Origin of the sequence: Halopseudomonas oceani (genome assembly GCF_002903165.1) — a bacterium.
Taxonomy (GTDB): domain Bacteria; phylum Pseudomonadota; class Gammaproteobacteria; order Pseudomonadales; family Pseudomonadaceae; genus Halopseudomonas; species Halopseudomonas oceani.
Window position 1 is genome coordinate 70,353 of record NZ_PPSK01000017.1, and the last position, 21,218, is coordinate 91,570.

Consider the following 21,218-nt stretch of genomic DNA (forward strand, 5'->3'; position numbering starts at 1 on the left):
CGCTCGCCACTGACTCGTAACAGGAATTAGCCATGGTGCTGCAGCCACGCAACAAGCGGCTGGTACTGACATTGTTATTGATTCTGCTGCTGCTGGCCTGCCTGCTATCGCTGGCGCTTGGGCCGGTCAGCATTGCGCCGGCGGATACGCTGCGGGCGCTGTTCTGGCGACTGGGAGCCAGCGCGGTGCCTGCGGACCAGCAACTGATCGTCGAACAGATTCGCCTGCCGCGGTTGCTGATGGGCGCGGTTGCCGGGGCCACGCTGGCGTTGACTGGGGCAGCCATGCAGGGCCTGTTTCGCAACCCGTTGGCCGACCCTGGCTTGATTGGTATCTCCAGTGGCGCGGCGCTGGGTGCTGCAGCGGTTATTGTGCTGGGTTCCGTGCTTGCTGGCTCACTGGTTGCTGGTTGGCAGCCCTATTTGACCGTGCTGGGTGCCTTTGCTGGTGGTGCCGCCTGTACCGCTCTGGTTTATCGGCTGGGCCAGTCCATGCAAGGGACCTCGGTAGCCAGCATGTTGCTGGCTGGCATCGCCATTACCGCCATCAGCGGTGCGCTGGTCGGCTTGCTCAGCTATCTGGCGGATGACAGCATGCTGCGCACGCTGACGTTCTGGAATATGGGCAGCCTGGCCGGTGCTGACTATGCGCGAGTCGGGTTGCTGGCGCTTTGTTGTGCACCGGTGTGGTGGCGGTTGCCGCGGCTGGCGCCGGCCTTGAACGCGCTGCTGCTGGGCGAGTCCGAGGCGCGCCACTTGGGGGTTGAAGTGGAGCGGGTCAAGCGTGAGTTGGTGCTGCTGACGGCGCTTGGGGTGGGGGCCTGTGTGGCCGCTTGCGGCCTGATCGGTTTTGTTGGCCTGGTGGTGCCGCATCTGGTGCGCTTGTTGCTTGGTCCGGACCATCGCTGGCTGTTGCCCGCTTCGATGCTGCTGGGGGCGGCCCTGCTGTTGCTGTCGGATGTGGTTGCACGGCTGCTGCTGGCGCCGGCCGAACTGCCATTGGGAATCATCACCGCGCTGCTTGGGGCGCCGTTCTTCCTGTCACTGTTGATGCGCGTGCGGCGCCAGGGAGCTTTCTGATGATTGGCGTAGAGGGGCTAAGTTGCAGCCGCGGCGGCCGGCCCGTGCTGGCGGGGCTGTCGTTTGATCTGCGGGCGGGAGAGGTGATGGCTGTGCTCGGCACCAACGGTGCGGGCAAAAGTACGCTGCTGGCAGCGCTGAGCGGTGAGCTTAGGCCCGATAGCGGCCGGGTGAAGCTGGGTGCGCGTGTCCTGGACGACTGGCCCGCGCTTGAGCGTGCGCGTTGTCTGGCAGTACTGCCGCAGCAGTCCGAATTGGTGTTTCCCTTTCGGGTCGAGGAAGTGGTGGCTCTGGGCCGGATGCCCCATGCCGCGGGTGCCCAGCAGGATCGGTTCATCTGCGCGCAGGCGATGGCGGCAGCAGATGTCAGTCATCTGGCTAGGCGCAGTTACCTGACCCTGTCCGGTGGCGAGCGGCAGCGAGCTCATCTGGGCCGCGTGCTGGCGCAGGTTTGGGACGCCGGCGAGCAGGGGTGTTTGCTGCTCGACGAGCCGACCGCATCACTGGACCTTGCCCATCAGCAATTGATCATGCAGCAAGCCCGAGCCATGGCCGCTAAGGGGCTCAGCGTGCTGGTGGTGCTGCATGACCTGAATCTGGCAGCAGCCTTCGCTGATCGGGTTCTGCTGCTACATCAGGGGCAGCTGGATGCATTGGGGGAGCCCTGGGAGGTGCTTGAGGCTGAGCGTATCGGGCGGGTGTTCGGGGTATCCGTGCAGGTACAGCGGCACCCATTGCAGGATTGTCCAATGATCATTCTCTGAGGTGGTTATGAAGGTACTGGCACTGATCCTCGCGTTGCTGTGCAGTTACTCGGCGCTCGCCGATGTGTTACCCGCCTGGCAGGCGGCTGGCGGACACGACGATCCGCATCTGGGGCAGGTCTGGGATACCCGTGCCGAGCGTTGGCTGGAACCGAGCCAACTGGTTGACCTGCTGGCAGAGCAACCGCGGGTGATTGTCGGTGAGCGTCACGATCACCCGGACCATCATGCGCTCCAGCTCTGGCTGCTGGAGCAATTGCGGGCACGTCGCGAGCAGGGTGCGCTGGTGATGGAGATGCTGCAACCGTCACAACAGTCACGGGTGGACGCGCTGCAAGGCGCCTTGTTGCCGGCCGATGCCGAGCTGAACGAGCGGCTTGACTGGCAGCCGGGCTGGGACTGGAAACTGTACGGGCCTCTGGTGCGCTGGGGGCTGGCGATACCGCAACGTCTGCTCGCGGCCAATCTGGATCGTGACCAGTTGATGACCCTTTACCGCGATCCCCAGACGCAGGTCCTGGGATATTCGGCAGCGGTCCGTCAGCAACTTGAACAGATCATTGTCGACAGCCATTGCGGCCTGATCGAACCGGCGCAGGTCGCACCGATGCTCAGCATCCAGCATGCGCGGGATGTACGTATGGCCGAGATCCTGGCACAGGCTCCAGCGCCGGCACTGCTCATTTCGGGGGCTTACCATGCGCGCCGGGACCTGGGTGTGCCATTGCACTGGCAGTCAGCCTGGGGGCCGCAGCCGGTGGTGGTGCTGTTGTCAGAGGTGGGCACTGCGCTGTCTGGTCGAGACCAGGCTGATTACATCTGGCTGGCGCCATCGCTGCCAGAGCAGGATTACTGTGAGCAGATGCGTCAAGGGAGGGAGGATTAAGGGCTTTTGCTGCGCAGGTGAGGGCTGTCACGCAACATGTCCAGCAGGGTGGCGGCAATGTCATCGGCACGCTCAACCAGGCTGAGTTGCTGGGGCTGCATCAACCATTGATGCAGAATGCCGTAGATGAAGGAGTGGGCGCAGAATAGTGCCATCTCAAGATCCAGGTCGGCCGGAAGCTCGCCACTGGCCATAGCGAGCAGCAGCGATGTGCGCAGGTTGTCGTCATGGTGCTTGTTCATGCTCTGCAGGTGTTTCTTTTGTGTGCAGGGAGCTTCTACGTAATCGCACTTGAGCAGCAGAATCTCGTTGACTCGCCGCGCGGCCGGGTCGGACTCCAGACGCTTTAAGACGGTAACCAGCAGCTCTCGGAAGCGTTCGAGTGGATTGCTTGCGCTGGCATCATGAGCGGCCTGATTGAGCGGTGCCATAGGCAGCTGGATACGCTCGAACAGGGCATCTAGCAGGTCGGCCTTGTCCTGAAAGTGCCAGTAGATTGCGCCTCGGGTAACGCCTGCAGCCTGCGCGATCTCGCTCAGCGAGGTGCGCGAAACCCCTTTTTCGTGAAAGCACTTTTCCGCAGCATCCAGGATGCTTTCTCGGGTTTCAAAGGCTTCTTCTTTAGTGCGTCTGGCCATGCAAGTCTCTGGTCTGGGAAGCCGCTGGGGGCCAAGTTGTGAGCTAATGTTAGCGTAAGGCTAAAACAATTTACAGACAGGTGTGAATGTAAGTATATTGTGCGCCAATCACTCGTGCCTCTCCCGGATGGGTTGCAGGGGCGTTCGCAGAATTCAGTCACTACGGTTTTTTACGAGGACTCCCCATGCCGATGAAGCCAGTTCGCGCGGCTCTTCTTCCACTTCTAGTCTCCACTCTGTTGATCAGCGCCTGCCAGGAATCCGAGCAGCCAAGCGAGCAGCAGGAACAACAGGCTACGCCGGTTGGTGTGGTAACGCTCAAGGCTGAGCACTTTGTGCTGACCAGCGACCTGCCGGGCCGCACTACAGCCTATCGGATTGCGGAGGTCCGTCCCCAGGTGAACGGTATTTTGGAAAAGCGTCTGTTCAGCGAAGGCGCTGAGGTTGAGGAAGGACAGCAGCTCTACCAGATCGACGACGATATCTACCGTGCTGCGCTGAAGAGTGCAGAAGCCAGCAGTCTTTCAACCCGTTCACTTGCGGAGCGCTACGGTATTCTGGTCAAGGAGAATGCGGTCAGCCAGCAGGAATTTGATGAAGCGCGCGCTGCCAGCCTGCAAGCACAGGCAGCATTGGATGAGGCGCGCATCAATGTGCGCTACACCAAGGTTCTTGCGCCGATCAGTGGCCGTATCGGCCGTTCTGCGGTCAGTGAAGGGGCGCTGGTAACCAGTGGCCAGAGCCAGCAACTGGCGACCATTCAGCAGCTTGATCCAATCTATGTGGACATCACCCAGTCGTCGCGCGAAATGCTGAACTTGCGTCGTGATCTTGAAGCGGGCCGCCTGCAGCGCGCTGGCGACAACGCTGCAAGTGTCACTCTGATACTGGAGGACGGCAGTACCTACAGTGAAGAGGGCAAGCTGGAATTCTCTGAAGTCAGCGTTGATGAAAGTACCGGCTCGGTGACGCTGCGAGCTGTTTTCCCCAACCCTGATCGTTTGTTGCTGCCGGGCATGTTCGTTCATGCCAAGCTGGTTGCGGGGGCCAAGAGCGACGCCATTCTGGCTCCGCAGCAGGGCATTACGCGTACTCCACGCGGTAACGCTACCGCCATGGTGGTCAACGCCGATGGCAAGGTTGAGCAGCGTGACGTTGTGACCGATCGCACCGTTGGCAACCGCTGGCTGATCGTGTCGGGCCTGAACGAGGGTGATCAACTGATCACCGAAGGCCTGCAGTATATCCGTCCAGGTGCGCCGGTAACCGTCAAGCCGGCGGGCAATGTCGCCGAGCAACAGGACAACGCCGCTCAGCCCACCGCTGATCAGTAAGGAAGCGAACCATGTCGAGATTTTTCATCGACCGCCCGATCTTTGCCTGGGTGGTCGCACTGGTCATCATGCTGGTAGGTGGGTTGGCGATTCTCAAGCTGCCTATCAACCAGTACCCCAGCATCGCCCCACCGGCGGTGGGTATTTCCGTCTCCTATCCGGGGGCATCGGCGCAGACGGTTCAGGACACCGTTGTTCAGGTTATTGAGCAGCAACTCAACGGGATCGACGGGTTGCGCTACATTTCCTCGGACAGCAACTCCGACGGCAGCATGTCGATCACCGTAACCTTCAATCAGGGGGTTGATCCGGATATTGCTCAGGTTCAGGTGCAGAACAAACTGCAACTGGCGACACCGTTGCTGCCGCAGGAAGTTCAGCAGCAAGGCATCCGGGTGACTAAATCGGTGCGCAACTTCCTCATGGTTATCGGCGTTGTCTCCGAAGATGGCAGCATGGATCGCTTTGACCTGGCTGATTACATCGTCTCCAACATTCAGGATCCGATTTCGCGGACCCAGGGTGTCGGTGACTTTCAGGTATTCGGTGCGCCCTATGCGATGCGAATCTGGCTGGATCCGGCCAAACTCAACAGCTTTAACCTGACGCCGGGTGACGTCAGTACTGCGGTCAAGGCGCAGAACGTTCAGGTGTCTGCGGGGCAGTTCGGCGGCTTGCCGGCGGTGCCTGGCCAGCAGTTGAACGCGACCATTCTGAGCAAGACCCGACTGCAGACGCCGGAGCAGTTCCGCGACATTCTGCTCAAGGTGAACAGCGACGGCTCCCAGGTGCGTCTCGGCGACGTGGCGACTGTTGAGCTGGGGGCTCAGGATGCCAGTATCTCCGCGTTGTATAACGGTATGCCTGCTTCCGGTTTGGCGATCAAGCTGGCAACCGGTGCCAATGCGCTGGAGACCGCCAAGGCGATCCGTAAGACCATTGCAGACCTTGAGCCGTTCTTCCCTGAAGGCATGAAGGTCGTCTTCCCGTACGACACCTCGCCAGTGGTCTCCGAGTCGATCATGGGGGTTGTGCATACCCTGTTCGAAGCGGTGGTGCTGGTGTTCCTGGTGATGTACCTGTTCCTGCAGAACTTCCGCGCGACGCTGATCCCGACGCTGGCCGTGCCAGTCGTCTTGCTGGGCACCTTCGGCCTGCTGTCAGCCTTCGGTTTCACCATCAACATCCTGACCATGTTCGCCATGGTGCTGGCGATCGGGCTGCTGGTGGATGACGCTATCGTGGTGGTGGAGAACGTTGAGCGGGTCATGGCCGAAGAAGGGTTGTCGCCGCTGGAAGCGACACGCCGTTCGATGGGGCAGATTCAGGGGGCGCTGGTCGGTATCGGTCTGGTGCTCTCGGCGGTATTCCTGCCGATGGCGTTCTTCGGCGGCTCCACCGGGGTCATCTACCGACAGTTCTCGATCACCATTGCCTCGGCGATGATTCTGTCGGTGCTGGTGGCGCTGATCTTCACGCCGGCGCTGTGCGCGACCATCCTCAAGCCGGTGCAGAAGGGACACACCCAAGCCGAGCGTGGCTTCTTTGGCTGGTTCAACCGCACTTTCGATCGCGGTGTGAAGCGTTACGAGAGCAGCGTGGCCTCGATTCTGCAGCGCAAAGCACCGTATCTGCTGCTGTATCTGGTGATCGTCGGCCTGATGGCGTTCCTGTTTACCCGCCTGCCCACCTCCTTCCTGCCTGACGAAGACCAGGGCGTGTTGTATGTGCAGGTCCAGGCGCCGGTTGGCTCGAGTGCTGAGCGTACTCAGCAGACGGTTGACGCCATGCGTACCTACCTGCTGGAGCAGGAATCCGACACGGTCAGTTCGGTGTTCACGGTCACCGGTTTCAACTTTGCTGGTCGTGGTCAGAGTGCGGGCATGGCGTTTGTCGGCCTGAAACCATGGGAAGAGCGCCAGGCACCTGAGCTGAGTGTGTTTGCCCTGCAACAGCGGGCACAACAGCACTTCTTCGGCTTCCGTGATGCGATGGTGTTTGCCTTTGCTCCGCCAGCAGTGATGGAGCTGGGAACCGCATCCGGTTTCAACGTCTATCTGCAGGATAATGCCGGGGTTGGTCATGATGTGCTGATGCAGGCGCGCAACCAGTTGCTGGGTATGTCTGCGCAAAGCGACATACTGGCGAATGTGCGCCCGAACGGTCAGGACGACCAGCCGCAGTTTCAGCTGCTGATCGACGACGAGAAGGCGAGTGCACTGGGCCTGTCGCTGGCTGACATCAACCAGACGCTGTCGATTGCCTGGGGCTCCAGTTATGTCAACGACTTCATCGACCGTGGCCGGGTCAAGAAGGTCTATCTCCAAGGCCAGGCTGACGCGCGGATGAATCCGGAGGATTTGCAGAAGTGGTTCGTCCGCAACAGCAGCGGCGATATGGTGCCGTTCAGCGCCTTTGCTACTGGCGAGTGGGTCTACGGCTCGCCAAAGCTGTCGCGCTACAACGGTGTACCGGCGATGGAGATTCAGGGTGAGCCGGCTCCGGGGTTCAGTACCGGTGATGCAATGGCCGAGATTGAACGCCTGGGGCAGCAGTTACCCAAGGGTGTTGGCCTGTCCTGGACCGGGTTGTCGTTCGAAGAGCGCCTGTCCGGTGATCAGGCTCCGGCGCTGTATGCACTGTCGTTGATCGTTGTATTCCTCTGCCTGGCAGCGCTTTACGAGAGCTGGTCGATTCCGTTGGCGGTTATGCTGGTGGTGCCGCTCGGTGTCATCGGTGCACTGTTGGCAACGCTGGGGCGTGGTCTGTCCAATGATGTGTTCTTCCAGGTCGGCCTGTTGACGACCATCGGTCTGACCGCCAAGAACGCGATTCTGATCGTTGAGTTCGCCAAGGATCTGCATGAACAGGGGATGAGTATCAGCAAGGCTGCGGTAGAGGCCTGCCGTCTGCGTCTGCGGCCAATTATCATGACCTCGCTGGCCTTCACCCTGGGGGTTGTGCCTTTGGCGCTGGCTTCCGGTGCCGGGGCTGGCAGCTCGCACGCGATTGGTACTGGTGTGATCGGCGGCATGATGACGGCCACGGTGTTGGCGATTTTCTGGGTGCCGCTGTTCTATGTGCTGGTAACCCAGTGGTTTACCGAAAGAAAAGGCAAGACTGAAAATGCGGAGGATGAACAGTGAAACGCTGCGTATTGAGCCTGGCGGTTCTGACCGCACTGAGCGGCTGCTCGCTGATTCCCGAGTATGAGCGTCCGGCGTCGCCGGTGCCCGCCAACTGGACTGAAGGCGCCGATCAGCGTCTTGAACAGACTCAGCTTATTGGTTGGCGCAGTTTCTTCCGGGATCCGGAGCTGCAACGGCTGATCGGTGTGGCGCTGGAGAATAACCGTGACCTGCGTGTGGCAGCCTTGAACGTGCAGGCCACCCGCGCGCTGTATGACATCCAGGGTGCCGAGGTGTACCCGCAGGTCGATGCCAATGGCAACGGGACCCGCACACGCACGCCAGGTGATCTGTCCAATGGTGGAGAGCACCGTATCAGCTCCCAGTACTCGGCCACACTTGGCGTCTCCTGGGAGTTGGATCTGTTTGGTCGAATTCGCAGTCTGCGCGAGCAGGCGCTGCAGGATTTCCTCGCCAGCGACGAAGCGCGGCGCGGCGTGCAGATCAGTCTGGTCGCTAATGTTGCCAGTACTTATCTGACACTGCAGGCCGATCAGGCGCTGCTGAATGTAACCGCCGATACGCTGAAGGCTTTTGAAGAAAGCTATGCGTTGACCAAGCGCAGCAACGAGGTTGGAGTGGCATCCAGTCTACAGCTGGCGCAGGCGCGTACCGCAGTTGAGTCGGCCAGAGTGGCGCTGTCGCGCTATGAGCGACAGGTTGCCCAGGACCGGAATGCGCTGACCGTGCTGGTAGGTCAACCGTGGTCCGCCACCGCCGATAACCCGCTATTGCTGGATGAGCAGGTATTGGCCGAACTGCCGGTTGGCTTGTCTTCCGAGGTGCTCTATCGCCGGCCTGACGTGCTGCAGGCCGAGCACCAACTGCTGTCGGTGAACGCAAGCATTGGGGCGGCCAAGGCGGCGTTCTTCCCAAGTATCAGCTTGACCGGTGCCGCTGGTACGGCAAGCAGTCAGTTGTCTGATCTGTTTGGTAGCGGTTCTGAGTACTGGACGTTCTCGCCGAGTATCAGCGTACCGATCTTCCGGGCCGGCGCTTTGAAGGCAAGTCTGGACTATGCCGAGATCAGCCGTAACCAGCAGGTTGCGCAGTACGAGGGGGTTATCCAGAGCGCGTTCCGTGAAGTGGCCGACGGTCTGGATGCGCGCAAGACCTACGTCGAACAGTTGACCGCGCAGCGTGCGCTGCTGGAGGCATCGGAGGAGTATTACCGACTGGCTGATCGGCGTTACAACATCGGGGTCGACAGCTACCTGACCCTGCTCGACGCCCAGCGTCAGCTGTTCGAGGCCAGGCAGAGTGTCATCTCGGATCGCCTGGGCCAGCTGCTCAGTGAAATCAGTCTGTACAAGGCCTTGGGTGGTGGCGACTTCGCCGAGCCTGGAACCGAGCAGGCCGTCAGCGCAGAAGGCTAGGCGACGGTAGGTAGGAAAAAACGCCGCCCAACATTGGTTGGGCGGCGTTTTTGTTTGTGTTCTGCAGGCAAAAAATGCCCGCTCAGTGAGCGGGCGAAATCCGTGATTAGCCTGATGAGGAGATAACCGTTTGTCTCGCGACAATCCTGTTATCACAGCCATCTCGCGATGACTTGTTGCTAATGATAAACGTTATCATTTGAGTGTCAAGCTCAAATGCGAATTATTTTGCTGCCTGCTGCTTATAGTGGGTCAGTTCCTTGTTCATCAGGTCGATGCGGCGCGCCATGCTTTCGATCAGGCTGTGAGCGATACGCGGGTTGCTCTGCATCAGGGCAAGGAACTGCTCCTTGGGAATCATCATGACGGTAGTCGGTACGCTGGCAATGACGGTGGCCGAGCGCTTCTCCCGGGTAAACAGGGCCATGGCGCCGAAAATTTCGTCCTTCTGGACATCGCCAACCTTGATGCCTTGAACAAAGGCCTCGGCGTGCCCTTCGGTGATAATGAAAACGTGATCGGCTTCGTCGCCCTGACGGATCAGCTCGGCACCTGGGGCGAAGTGTTGGAAGCCGGTAACCGGGCGCACTTCTGGCTGCTTGGTGTGAGCGAGTGCATCAGACATCAAGGCCGCCTGGCCAAGAATGTACTGGGTAAACTGCTCCTGGCGGCGACTGTCTGCGTGGATATGCTTGAACAGCGCTTCGCGGTCGTAGGGCACCAGAACCAGCGGCTCCTCGCTGAGATAGGTGCAGGGGGCCGCATTAAGCCCCTGGCGCAGGCCGATCAGGTCTCCTTCCTGGATGTAGAACAGGGGTTTACCGTCGATCAGGGCGTGCAACAGACCGCTTTTGAGCAGATAGAGCTGAGCTCCGCTAACGTGTTCGTAGAGGTCGTCTACTGCTCCCAGTTCGACAGGCTCGCCGCATGGCTCGAGTCCTTCGAGCAAAAGTTCCGGGATACGCTGAAGCGAGCTGATGAGCTTTTCGGCGTACGGGGGCTGGTCACCTATCAGATACATGGCTGAATTCCTTTTGTTGTTGTCCCGACGAACTGCTGGTGTCCCTTGGTCTGACGGACGTCTCATCGCTGCAGGACGGCCCTACATTAACGCAGTCTGGCTGTATGACGCCAACATAAAAGCCGGCCCTTAAGCGGCGCAAGATGATCGCTGTGCCAGTGTGAGCCAGGTCGCTTAATCCGGCTCGCTGTCGATGTCTGACTGCCCTTCCAGTTGCTCTAGCAGTTGCTGCTTGTAGCCCGGGTCCAGCTCGTTCCAGTGGACATTCTGCAGGGCTCCGGCAATAGAGAACATCAGTGCTTTTGAAGCGTTAAAGCCACGGGCGCGAACAGCCCGGTAGGCATCAACAGGGCCCAGCTGGCGGAGTTGGTCAAGGGTGTGGATGCCGGTGGCGTGCAGCCACTGCGCCGATGTCTTTCCGAGGTTGCGCAGGCCCAGCAGTTCGTCCGTTTCCATGATTCAGCTCCCGCTCTGGTTGCTGTTACTGGATGGTGCCCACATGCGCTGGGCGGGCAAGCGAAGGGGAGAGCCCGGTGCTGGGACCGGGCGCAGTTGTTTTTGCGGCATGGCGTCGGGTTCGGCTTTTGTTCTTAGAGTTCCCGAACCCCAGTGTAGAACGCCATGTCCTATCCGTACAGCCGACGGCTGATGGGCCTTACAGGCGTTGGCGGAGTTGCTCGGCAATGCCGCTCATGGCGTCTTCGCTGCTGGTGTCGATGCTCAGCGAAAGTCGCTTTTCTTCGTCGGTCAGAGGTTCCATTGATTGCAGTTGATGGCGCATGACATCGATGCCGGCATCTGACACATCGGTACCCTGTTGCTGGCGTTCTACCAGCCACTGCTCGACGGTCTGCTGCGGCGCGTCGCAGTGTAGTACCAGGCAGGGAGCACCCTGGCCCTCAATGGCGTCGCGCAGCATTTGCCGCTGGCTTCGTATCAGGTGGGTGGCGTCAACAATAACCGGATAACCGTTGCCCAGCGTTTGGGCGGCCAGGTTGGCCAGGCGACGGTAGGTTTGTTCGCTGCGCTCGGGGCTGTACAGTCCCGAGTCCAGTTCGGCGCTCTCTTCACCGCCAAACAGACGCTTGCGCTCGACATCGGAGCGAAGGCGGATGGCGCCGAGCTGCTCGACCAGCTTGACGGCCAGTGTGCTCTTGCCGCTGCCGGAGACGCCGAAGGTCAGCAGTCCGAAGCGCGGAGCCAGTTCGCTGTAGCGCTCAGCCAGCGCGGCATAGCCGTAGTAACGCTGCATGGCAGCGGCACGCTGCTCCGCGGTCATGTCGTCGTGCAGGCCGAACAGGGCAACCTTGGCGCGCACCATGGCGCGATAGGCTTTGTAGTAGTTGAGTACGGCCAGCCCCTGGTAGTCTCCAGTCTGCTCCAGGTAGGCGCTGAGGAAGCGGTTCGACAGCGTGTGCAGGCCGCGGTCCTCAAGGTCCATGCTCATGAAGGCGACGTCGGCCATGACGTCGGTCCAGCGAAACGGCTCGTTGAACTCAATGCAGTCAAACAGGGTCACTTGACCGTCGATCAGGGTAACGTTGTCCAGGTAGACGTCGCCGTGACATTCGCGAACCATGCCGGTGGCTTTGCGTTCTGCGATTTGGGGAATCAGCCGCTGATAGGTAGTATTCGCCCACTGTTCAAGCGCCTCGAGCTGCTCAAGGTCCTGGGTGCTGCTCAGAAAGGGACGGATCTGCTCAAAGTTTTGCGCAACCGGGGCATGTACCTGTTCCGGGGCGCCGAACGGGGTATCGAGTTCGGCATGGTCGATCTGGCCGTGAAAACGAGCCAGGACCACCGCCAGTTGATCAATGTGTGATGCTGTCAGGCCGCCAGCGCGTTGCAGGTTGCCGAGCAGGTCTTCCTGGCGGAACTGTCGAGTCTTGACCATGTATTCGATGGCTTGGCCGTCCCCCCCGATGACCGGCGCCTGTTCGCTGCCGGTAACGGGGACGACGCCAAGGTAGAGTTCGGGGGCCAGACGGCGGTTGAGGCGCACTTCCTCGCGGCAGAAGTGCTCGCGTTGGGCCAGGGTGGAAAAGTCCAGAAAGCCAAAGTTGACGGGCTTCTTGACCTTGTAGACATAGTCGCCGGTCAGCAGCACCCAGGAAATATGGGTTTCGATCAGAGTAAAACCGCTCACTGGGTGGTCATACAGGTCAGGGTTCTGCAGCGCAGTTAACAGGGTCTGGCTCACGACGTTTCCTTGTTTGGTCGGCAATGCGAACATTATGCGGGTTGGCTGGTCCGAGGCCAACCATGGGCAATGACCCGAAGCACAGGCTACGGGCACAACGGATGCGGAGTAACACAGATAACGATGGCTAATAAACGCAGATCGCGAGGCAAGGGAAAGGCCAAAGGCAGAAGCCGGCTCTGGGGCTGGTTGCTCAAGCTGGGGCTGGTTGGAATGGTGCTGCTCGGGGCGCTGGCGGTTTATCTGGATGCCATTGTGCAGGAGAAATTCTCAGGCAAGCGCTGGGCGGTCCCCGCCAAAGTGTTTGCCAGGCCACTTGAGCTGTATGCCGGGCGCGCGCTGACGCGTGATGACTTTCTGACCGAGCTGCGTGCGTTGGGGTACCGGCAAACCAACGCGGCTGATGGACCAGGCCAAATGTCGGTCGGCAGCAGCCGTATTGATGTGTACACCCGTGGCTTCCAGTTCTTCGAGGGAGCCGAGCCTGCCCAGCGGGTCAGTGTCCAGTTTAACGGGTCGACCATCAGCAGCATCCGTGGCAATGGCGATCTGGTTATGGCGCGGCTGGAGCCGTTGATGATCGGCGGCATTTACCCTGCGCATAACGAAGATCGCATTCTGATCCGGCTGGATCAGGCTCCGCCCTATCTGGTTGACTCGTTGGTCGCGGTTGAGGATCGTGATTTCTTCAATCACTTCGGTGTCTCGCCGAAGGGCATCGCCCGCGCGATGTTCGTCAACCTGACCACCGGCAGCTTGCAGCAGGGCGGCAGTACGCTCACTCAGCAACTAGTGAAGAACTTCTTCCTGTCGGCAGACCGCAACATCGTCCGCAAGGGGCTTGAAGCGATGATGGCGGTGCTGCTGGAGGTGCACTACAGCAAGGAAGACATTCTTGAGGCGTATTTGAACGAGGTCTTCCTCGGTCAGGATGGCAACCGGGCAGTGCACGGGTTTGGTCTGGCCAGTCAGTATTACTTTGCTCAGCCGTTGCAGGAGTTAAAGCTTCATCAGGTCGCGCTGCTGGTCGGGATGGTTAAGGGCGCGTCCTATTACAACCCGCGCCGCAACCCCGAGCGCGCCACCACGCGGCGCAATCTGGTGCTGGACCTGATGGCAGAGCAAGGCATGATCAGCCAGCAGCAGGCAAATGATGCCAAGGCCAAGCCGCTTGACGTGACCGTTGGTGGCAGTATGGCCAATACCAGCTACCCGGCGTTCATGGACCTGGTCAAGCGTCAGCTGCGCGAAGACTACCGTGACGAGGACTTGACCAGCGAGGGGCTGCGCATCTTTACCAGTTTCGATCCGCTGCTGCAGAAAAAGGCGGAGGACGCTGTTCAGACCACCCTCAAGCGATTTGGCGAAACGCCGGATAAGCAACCGCTGGAGGGAGCAATGGTGGTGACTGGCGCGCAGACCGGTGAGGTGCTGGCGCTGGTCGGGGGTAGCAACCCGCGTTTTTCCGGCTTCAACCGGGCGCTTGATGCCTCGCGGCCAATCGGGTCGCTGATTAAGCCGGCAATCTATCTGACGGCGCTGGAGAAGCCAGAGCGCTATTCGCTGATCACCCCGATTGATGATGAGCCGATTACCCTGGACGCCGAGCCCGGCAATACCTGGACGCCGCAGAACTACGATCGCCAGAGCCATGGTCAGGTGCCGCTCTATCTGGCGTTGGCCAAGTCCTATAACCAGGCGGCGGTGCGAGTTGGTATGGATGTCGGAGTGGACAACGTCCTGAATACGGTGCGTCGGTTGGGCGTCGATCATGACTGGCCGGCCTATCCCGCGATGCTCCTGGGCTCAGGATCCATGACTCCGATGCAGGTTGCGGACATGTTCCAGACAATCGCCAATGGCGGCTTCAATACACCGCTGCGAGCGATCCGCAATGTGCTGACGGCCGAGGGGGAGCCGCTTAAGCGCTATCCGTTCGAGGTGCGCCAGCGCTTTGATTCGGCGACCATCTTTCTTACCCAGGAAGCCATGAGTCATGTCATGACCGAGGGGACCGGTCGCTCCGCCTATCGTTTCGTACCGTCCAATGTGCGACTGGCGGGCAAGACGGGGACCACCAATGATCTGCGCGACAGCTGGTTTGCCGGCTTCTCCGACGACTTGGTTGCGGTTTCCTGGGTTGGCCGTGACGACAATGATCGGACACGTCTGACCGGTGCCACGGGGGCGCTGCAGGTGTGGAATGCGTTCATGGGGCAGGCACATCCGCAAAGTCTGTCGGCGGTGCCGCCGGCAGAAATCGTAACGGCATGGGCTGATCCGGCTACCGGACTTGGCAGTGACCCGTCTTGTGAGGGCAGTGTGGAAGTGCATTTCCGGGCAGGATACGAGCCCCTGCCTGGGCCGGGCTGTCGTCCGGTGATCGATACCGAGGTGCTGCAGGATGGGGCGAATCGAGTGCTGGATACCATTCGCGACTGGCTGCGTTGAGCATCGCTCAGTATGCTGTCGTACTTCCAGCTTTGATGAATGAGTAGAGGATCAAACGTGATGACTATCAAAAAGGCAGCCCTGGTTGCGGCGACAATGGCTGTGCTGTCCGGTTGCGCAGGCTCCGGCGGCCATATCCCTGTTGTCGACTCGGGGCGCCCGGTGTCCAACGAGGATATGCGTACCGGTGCCGGCCGAGTCATCAGTAACGCCCCCCAGACCAATTCGCCGCAGGACGCTGGCGTTGTCGTCATGGTGCCCGATAGCAATGGTGGCTCCAGCGCTGTTCAGTCCTATCCGCTGGATAGTCAGCCGGTGTTCTCTACGGATAACGGCGGTAATGCGACCGGTGGTGCCACGCCGGGTGCTGCTGGCAGCTCGGTGCTGCAACAGGACGAGCAACTGTCGGGTCCGGTGCTGGCGCTGCTAACGACGGCCCGGCAGCAGGAAGGCAGTGGTGACCTCAACGGAGCCAATGCGAGTCTGGAGCGCGCGATGCGGATCGCGCCGCGCGAGCCGCAGGTACTCTATCGTCTGGCTCAGGTGCGCCTGCACCAGGGTGACGCTGCCCAGGCAGAGCAGTTGGCCCAGCGTGGCCTCACCTACGCCGCTGGCCGCCCTGCGCTGCAGGCCGGATTGTGGGAGCTGGTTGCGCAGGCCAGAGAGGCTCAGGGTAACAACGCTGGGGCCGAGCAGGCGCGTCAGCGAGCCCGCGTCTCGTTGTGATGCCCGCTGGCTGGTCCGCTCTGGCTGATGCCGTGCTCCAGCTCGAGATGGAGTTGCGGCAGCTGGGGCTATGGTCACGGGAGCCGCCGGTACGGTGGCGGCTGGAAAGCGAAGTGCCATTTTGCGTGGATACGCTGGCCTTTGATCAGTGGTTGCAGTGGGTGTTTATCCCGCAAGTGATCAGTTTGCTGGAGCGTGGCGAAACTTTGCCGGGTGAGTGTCGTATTCAACCAATGGGTGAGGAGGCATTCGCCCATCTTGGCCGGCGGCGCGGCGGGCTATTGGCAGCGCTTGGTCAGATTGACCATTGCGCTGCCATGCTGGCTAAAGACGTTGCTCAGTTCTGACAGTTGGCCTGCAGGTCAGCTTTTGCCTTGCTAATCATTGCCTGCCGATCTTCTTCTGTAACCCTCTCTACTGTGCCGTCTTCTCGTGTTTGTCGCAGACGCGGGTTGTTTTCCATCGTCGTCAGCCGATTGCGCAGTGACTCGCAGTAGGCGGCCAGTTCCGCCTCGTATTCGGGGTTTGCAATCTGTTTCTGAGCAGGCTCTCCCGCAGTCGCTGTGGTCTCTTCCTCCGCTGGCGCCTGCGGCGTCGGCGAACTCGGCTGTGGCGGGGGCGCGACATTCATCCGTTGATACTGGTTGTCGGCCGGTGGCTGCTGGCTGAACTGGGTTACGCCATCTTCGTCTACCCATTTGTATAGTTGGGTGGCCATGGCACTGCTGCAGGCCAGGGTGAGCAGGGTGGTGATCATTAACTTGCGCATGGTGCTAGCGTCCTTGTAGTGCGGCGAAACAATCATAACCCGACAACTCGTGCGGGCACTCTTGACAAGGTATATCCCTTGGTAGGGGTTTTCTGCAACTTGGCTTGACTTGTACGCCTTGAGTGTAAACAATTCGTGGTTCTCATGAGACAGCTGTTTTCGGAGCCCACCCCGCATCCGAGACGGCTGACTTTAGTTGCTCATTCCGGGAGACGAAACCCGTCGTCCTCGGCCTGGCACCCGCACGCGCTACCTCGCGCTGGGTGAGGTGATTCCGAAACAGCAGGAATACGCCTCCACGCACGTAGTCAAAGCTGATGCAGTACAACCACCGTTGTTCTGCGCTGCCGAGCAGTAAACAGGTATCCTGCTGCCCGCCGTGTTGGTGGTCGGCATGCTAGAGGTGATTCAAAAGTGGAGCTTTTATCCGGCGCTGAGATGGTCGTCCGCTCATTGCGTGACGAGGGTGTTAAATACATCTACGGGTACCCGGGCGGTGCCCTTCTGCATATCTACGATGCCATTTTCCGGCAGGACGACGTAGAGCATATTCTGGTTCGCCACGAACAGGCTGCAGCCCATATGGCTGATGGCTACGCGCGCGCCACCGGCAAGCCCGGTGTGGTTCTGGTGACCTCGGGTCCCGGTGCAACCAATACCGTTACCGGTATCGCGACTGCCTACATGGATTCCATTCCAATGGTTGTCATCTCCGGTCAGGTGGCAAGCAACATGGTCGGCTCTGATGCCTTCCAGGAAACCGATATGGTCGGCGTATCTCGTCCCATCGTGAAGCACAGCTTCATGGTCAAGGATCCGCGCGAGATTCCCGAGGTCATCAAGAAGGCCTTTTATCTGGCGCAAAGCGGTCGTCCCGGCCCGGTCGTCATCGATATCCCGAAAGACATGACCAACCCTGCCGACAAGTTCGAGTACAGCTACCCGAAGAAGGTCAAGCTGCGCTCTTACAACCCGGCTACTCGTGGTCACTCCGGCCAGATCCGCAAAGCTGTCGAGATGATGCTGGCGGCAAAACGCCCGATCATCTACTCCGGTGGCGGGGTTGTTCTGGGTGGCGCATCGCGCCCGCTGACCGAGCTGGCCAAGGCGCTGAATGTACCGGTTACCAATACACTGATGGGCCTGGGTGCGTTCCCGGGTACAGATCGACAGTTTGTTGGCATGCTCGGTATGCACGGCAGCTATACAGCCAACCTGGCTATGCATCACGCTGATGTGATCCTGGCGGTCGGCGCACGATTTGATGACCGCGTCATCAATGGCGAGGACTCCTCCAAGTTCTGCCCGAACGCCAAGATTATTCATATCGACATCGACCCCGCGTCCATCTCCAAAATGGTCAAGGCTGATATTCCGATTGTTGGTCCGGTTGAAAGCGTACTGACCGAGATGGTTGCCATTCTCAAGGAAATCGGTGAGACACCCGACGCTGAGGCACAGGCGACCTGGTGGAAGCAGATTGATGAGTGGCGTGGCGATGGTGCGCTGTTCCCTTACGACAAAGGCGACGGCAGCATCATCAAGCCCCAGGCTGTAATCGAGGCGTTGTGGGAAGTGACTGGCGGCGATGCCTTCATTACCTCCGATGTCGGGCAGCATCAGATGTTCGCGGCTCAGTACTACCGCTTCGATAAGCCTAACCGCTGGATCAACTCCGGTGGCTTGGGCACCATGGGCTTCGGTTTCCCCGCAGCTATGGGGGTGCAACTGAACTTCCCGGAGGCAACTGTTGCCTGTGTTACCGGTGAAGGCAGTATTCAGATGAACATTCAGGAACTCTCGACCTGTCTGCAATACGATATGCCGGTCAAGATCGTCAACCTGAACAACGGTGCGCTGGGCATGGTCCGCCAATGGCAAGACATGCAATACAACAGCCGTTATTCGCACTCCTACATGGAATCGCTGCCGGACTTCGTCAAGCTGGCTGAGGCCTATGGTCACGTCGGTATCCGCATTACCGATCCGAAGGAGCTCAAGAGCAAGATGGCGGAAGCCTTTGCCATGAAGGATCGTCTGGTCTTCCTGGATATTGCGGTTGATACCAGTGAGCACGTCTACCCGATGCAGATTCGTGGTGGTGGGATGCGAGATATGTGGCTGAGCAAAACGGAGCGCACCTGATCATGAGACATATCATTTCCGTTCTTCTGGAAAACGAACCGGGCGCGTTGTCTCGTGTGGTTGGGCTGTTCTCCCAGCGTAACTACAACATTGAGACGCTCACGGTCGCACCGACTGAAGATCCGACATTGTCGCGTCTGACGCTGACAACCGTCGGTCAGGATGACGTGATTGAGCAGATCACCAAGAACCTCAACAAGCTGATCGAAGTCGTGAAACTGGTCAACTTGTCCGAAGGTGCCCACATCGAGCGCGAGCTGATGCTGGTCAAGATCAAGGCGACCGGCGCGCAGCGCGCTGAGGTCAAGCGGACTACTGATATTTTCCGCGGCCAGATCGTGGATGTGTCACCGAGTGTCTATACCGTGCAGCTGACCGGCACAAGTGACAAGCTGAATAGCTTCATCGAGGCCATCGGTCCGACGTCGGTACTGGAAGTTGTGCGCACCGGGGTGTCGGGTATCGCTCGCGGTGAAAAGGTTTTGAGTATCTAAACTAATTGGTCGCGGGCCAGACGGCCCGCTCAGTAAGCAGGGGAATTTCATGCAAGTCTATTACGATAAAGATTGTGATCTGAGCATCATCCAGGGCAAGAAAGTTGCCATCATCGGCTACGGTTCGCAGGGCCATGCGCACGCGTGCAACCTGAAAGACTCCGGTGTTGACGTGACCGTTGGTCTGCGTCCTGGTTCCAGCTCCATCGCCAAGGCTGAGGCCCACGGCCTGAAAGTCAGCGATGTTCCGGCCGCTGTTGCAGCAGCCGACGTAGTCATGATCCTCACCCCGGACGAATTTCAGTCTCAGCTGTACAAGGCCGAGATCGAGCCGAACCTGAAGCAGGGCGCTACCCTGGCTTTCGCTCACGGCTTCGCAATCCACTACAACCAGATCGTTCCGCGTGCTGACCTTGACGTCATCATGATCGCGCCGAAAGCGCCGGGCCATACTGTACGTTCCGAGTTCGTCAAGGGCGGCGGTATTCCTGACCTGATCGCGATCTTCCAGGATGCGTCCGGCAACGCCAAGAACGTCGCTCTGTCCTACGCCAGCGGTGTAGGCGGTGGTCGTACCGGCATCATCGAAACCACCTTCAAGGACGAGACTGAAACCGACCTGTTCGGTGAGCAAGCTGTTCTGTGTGGTGGTGCGGTTGAACTGGTCAAGGCTGGTTTTGAGACTCTGGTTGAAGCTGGCTATGCGCCGGAAATGGCTTACTTCGAGTGCCTGCACGAGCTGAAACTGATTGTTGACCTGATGTACGAGGGCGGCATCGCCAACATGAACTACTCCATCTCCAACAACGCGGAGTATGGTGAGTACGTGACTGGCCCGGAAGTCATCAACGATGAGTCCCGTGCTGCCATGCGCAATGCTCTGAAGCGTATTCAGGATGGTGAGTATGCCAAGATGTTCATCGCTGAAGGTGCTCACAACTATCCGTCGATGACTGCTGCCCGCCGTAACAACGCTGCTCACCCGATCGAGCAGGTTGGCGAGAAGCTGCGCGCGATGATGCCGTGGATCGCTTCCAATAAGATCGTCGACAAGGCCAAAAACTAAGTCGAGCGATAGTGAAAAACGCGGCTTTTAAGCCGCGTTTTTTTATGTTCGAACGCGGAGCTGAGCTGGTTATTTGCTTGTCAAATTGCCACACTGTTCAGCCCGGCAATGTTGCAAGGTAATCCCATGACAGAGCATCAAAACAACGATCACGGCACCGAGGTGGAAGGCGCGCATGCGTTGCTACCGATTGATGAGCACGTCGAAGAGGTATCAGGGCCTGACGGCCGTAAGGTCCGTCACAAAGGAGTTTATCTGCTACCCAATCTGTTCACTACAGCGGCGCTGTTTTCCGGCTTTTACGCCATTGTCAGCGCAATGGACGGCAACTTTACCCATGCGGCGGTCGCCATTTTCATTGCCATGGTGCTTGATGGCCTGGACGGCCGCGTTGCGCGACTGACCAACACCCAGAGTGCCTTTGGTGCTGAGTACGACTCGTTGTCGGATATGGTTGCTTTCGGCATCGCCCCGGCTGTTGTTGTGTTCAGTTGGGCGTTGACTGATTTGGGTAAAGTGGGGTGGGTGTTTGCGTTTATCTACGTAGCGGGCGCCGCGCTGCGTCTGGCTCGCTTCAACACGCATATTGGTGATGACGATAAGCGTTACTTTACCGGGTTGCCGAGTCCATCGGGAGCGGGGCTCGTCGCCGGTATGGTCTGGTCGTTGAGTGACTTCGGTGTTGACGGCAATGATATTTCTCTGTTGGTTGGCATTCTCACGGCGCTTGGCGGCTTGTTAATGGTCAGTAACTTCCGCTACTACAGCTTCAAGGATCTGGATTTCAAGGGGCGGGTTCCGTTCTTTGTCATTCTGGTGGTGGTTCTGGGGTTTGCGGTCATTTCGTCTGACCCGTCGCGGATACTGTGGGCAATCTTTGTTGGGTACACCATCTCCGGGCCGGTCATGTCGCTTTGGCGCTTGCGTCAGCGCACTAAATCTACTTCTGCTGAGTGATTTCGGACTGCTTTGTAATAAAACAGTAATTAGGGCTTGACGGAAAATCTGACGGGCCTATAATTCGCCTCCTCGTCGGGCAGGCTGCTTCGTCTAAAGCGCTTATTAATCAATAAGTTAGCTT

At 59.3% G+C, this 21,218-nt stretch carries 18 protein-coding genes; 13 read left to right on the forward strand and 5 right to left on the reverse strand.

Annotated elements, in window-relative coordinates; translation table 11 throughout:
- Positions 1-32: 32 nt before the first annotated feature.
- The 3 genes from C1949_RS15335 to C1949_RS15345 are packed head-to-tail and all read left to right on the forward strand — an operon-like array spanning position 33 to position 2,729.
- Positions 33-1,079 (forward strand): FecCD family ABC transporter permease, encoded by a 1,047-nt coding sequence (locus C1949_RS15335; protein ID WP_104739344.1) that lies wholly within the window; start codon positions 33-35, stop codon positions 1,077-1,079.
- Positions 1,079-1,843 (forward strand): heme ABC transporter ATP-binding protein, encoded by a 765-nt coding sequence (locus C1949_RS15340; RefSeq protein WP_104739345.1) that lies wholly within the window; start codon positions 1,079-1,081, stop codon positions 1,841-1,843. The genes C1949_RS15335 and C1949_RS15340 overlap by 1 nt, the downstream gene beginning before the upstream one ends.
- A gap of 7 nt (positions 1,844-1,850) precedes the next feature.
- Positions 1,851-2,729 carry a ChaN family lipoprotein gene (locus C1949_RS15345; RefSeq protein ID WP_104739346.1) on the forward strand — a complete coding sequence of 293 codons (879 nt, stop codon included), beginning with the start codon at positions 1,851-1,853 and terminating at the stop codon, positions 2,727-2,729.
- On the opposite strand, the gene C1949_RS15350 is transcribed toward C1949_RS15345, so the two are convergent.
- On the reverse strand, positions 2,726-3,367 hold the full coding sequence (locus C1949_RS15350) for a TetR family transcriptional regulator (protein ID WP_104739347.1): 642 nt from the start codon (positions 3,365-3,367) through the stop codon (positions 2,726-2,728). The two genes, C1949_RS15345 and C1949_RS15350, sit on opposite strands and share 4 nt — an antisense overlap.
- 185 nt (positions 3,368-3,552) lie before the next feature.
- Here C1949_RS15350 and C1949_RS15355 point away from each other — a divergent pair, with 185 nt between their 5' ends.
- Genes C1949_RS15355 through C1949_RS15365 form a run of 3 tightly spaced genes read left to right on the forward strand, consistent with a single transcriptional unit; the run spans position 3,553 to position 9,265 of the window.
- Positions 3,553-4,701 (forward strand): efflux RND transporter periplasmic adaptor subunit, encoded by a 1,149-nt coding sequence (locus C1949_RS15355; protein WP_104739348.1) that lies wholly within the window; start codon positions 3,553-3,555, stop codon positions 4,699-4,701.
- Between the two features lie 11 nt (positions 4,702-4,712).
- Complete coding sequence (locus C1949_RS15360; protein WP_104739349.1) at positions 4,713-7,847, forward strand: efflux RND transporter permease subunit; 3,135 nt, start codon at positions 4,713-4,715, stop codon at positions 7,845-7,847.
- Complete coding sequence (locus C1949_RS15365) at positions 7,844-9,265, forward strand: efflux transporter outer membrane subunit (protein ID WP_104739350.1); 1,422 nt, start codon at positions 7,844-7,846, stop codon at positions 9,263-9,265. Before C1949_RS15360 ends, C1949_RS15365 begins: the two co-directional genes overlap by 4 nt.
- 223 nt (positions 9,266-9,488) lie before the next feature.
- On the opposite strand, the gene C1949_RS15370 is transcribed toward C1949_RS15365, so the two are convergent.
- From C1949_RS15370 to C1949_RS15380, 3 genes are all read right to left on the reverse strand, one after another.
- On the reverse strand, positions 9,489-10,286 hold the full coding sequence (locus C1949_RS15370; RefSeq protein WP_104739351.1) for a cyclic nucleotide-binding domain-containing protein: 798 nt from the start codon (positions 10,284-10,286) through the stop codon (positions 9,489-9,491).
- Positions 10,287-10,460: 174 nt separating this feature from the next.
- On the reverse strand, positions 10,461-10,742 hold the full coding sequence (locus C1949_RS15375) for a TfoX/Sxy family protein (RefSeq protein ID WP_104739352.1): 282 nt from the start codon (positions 10,740-10,742) through the stop codon (positions 10,461-10,463).
- A 199-nt stretch (positions 10,743-10,941) separates the two neighbouring features.
- Positions 10,942-12,486, reverse strand: coding sequence for a bifunctional aminoglycoside phosphotransferase/ATP-binding protein (locus C1949_RS15380; protein ID WP_104739353.1), 1,545 nt, complete (start codon positions 12,484-12,486; stop codon positions 10,942-10,944).
- A 123-nt stretch (positions 12,487-12,609) separates the two neighbouring features.
- Here C1949_RS15380 and mrcB point away from each other — a divergent pair, with 123 nt between their 5' ends.
- The 3 genes from mrcB to C1949_RS15395 are packed head-to-tail and all read left to right on the forward strand — an operon-like array spanning position 12,610 to position 16,010.
- Positions 12,610-14,937, forward strand: a complete 2,328-nt coding sequence (mrcB, locus tag C1949_RS15385; RefSeq protein ID WP_104739354.1) for a penicillin-binding protein 1B — start codon at positions 12,610-12,612, stop codon at positions 14,935-14,937.
- A gap of 60 nt (positions 14,938-14,997) precedes the next feature.
- Positions 14,998-15,663 (forward strand): tetratricopeptide repeat protein, encoded by a 666-nt coding sequence (locus tag C1949_RS15390; protein ID WP_104739355.1) that lies wholly within the window; start codon positions 14,998-15,000, stop codon positions 15,661-15,663.
- Between the two features lie 32 nt (positions 15,664-15,695).
- Positions 15,696-16,010, forward strand: a complete 315-nt coding sequence (locus C1949_RS15395; protein WP_229744469.1) for a YqcC family protein — start codon at positions 15,696-15,698, stop codon at positions 16,008-16,010.
- Here the strand turns inward: C1949_RS15395 and C1949_RS15400 are convergent.
- On the reverse strand, positions 16,001-16,432 hold the full coding sequence (locus tag C1949_RS15400; protein ID WP_170063093.1) for a DUF4124 domain-containing protein: 432 nt from the start codon (positions 16,430-16,432) through the stop codon (positions 16,001-16,003). The genes C1949_RS15395 and C1949_RS15400 overlap by 10 nt on opposite strands.
- 414 nt (positions 16,433-16,846) lie before the next feature.
- On the opposite strand from C1949_RS15400, the gene C1949_RS15405 reads away from it, so the two are divergent.
- From C1949_RS15405 to pssA, 4 genes are all read left to right on the forward strand, one after another.
- Positions 16,847-18,577: an acetolactate synthase 3 large subunit gene (locus C1949_RS15405; RefSeq protein ID WP_104739358.1), complete on the forward strand. Its 1,731-nt coding sequence runs from the start codon at positions 16,847-16,849 to the stop codon at positions 18,575-18,577.
- A gap of 2 nt (positions 18,578-18,579) precedes the next feature.
- Complete coding sequence (ilvN, locus tag C1949_RS15410) at positions 18,580-19,071, forward strand: acetolactate synthase small subunit (RefSeq protein ID WP_104739359.1); 492 nt, start codon at positions 18,580-18,582, stop codon at positions 19,069-19,071.
- 49 nt (positions 19,072-19,120) lie between these two features.
- On the forward strand, positions 19,121-20,137 hold the full coding sequence (ilvC, locus tag C1949_RS15415; RefSeq protein WP_104739360.1) for a ketol-acid reductoisomerase: 1,017 nt from the start codon (positions 19,121-19,123) through the stop codon (positions 20,135-20,137).
- Positions 20,138-20,263: 126 nt separating this feature from the next.
- Positions 20,264-21,094 carry a CDP-diacylglycerol--serine O-phosphatidyltransferase gene (gene pssA, locus C1949_RS15420; RefSeq protein ID WP_104739361.1) on the forward strand — a complete coding sequence of 277 codons (831 nt, stop codon included), beginning with the start codon at positions 20,264-20,266 and terminating at the stop codon, positions 21,092-21,094.
- Positions 21,095-21,218 lie beyond the last annotated feature (124 nt).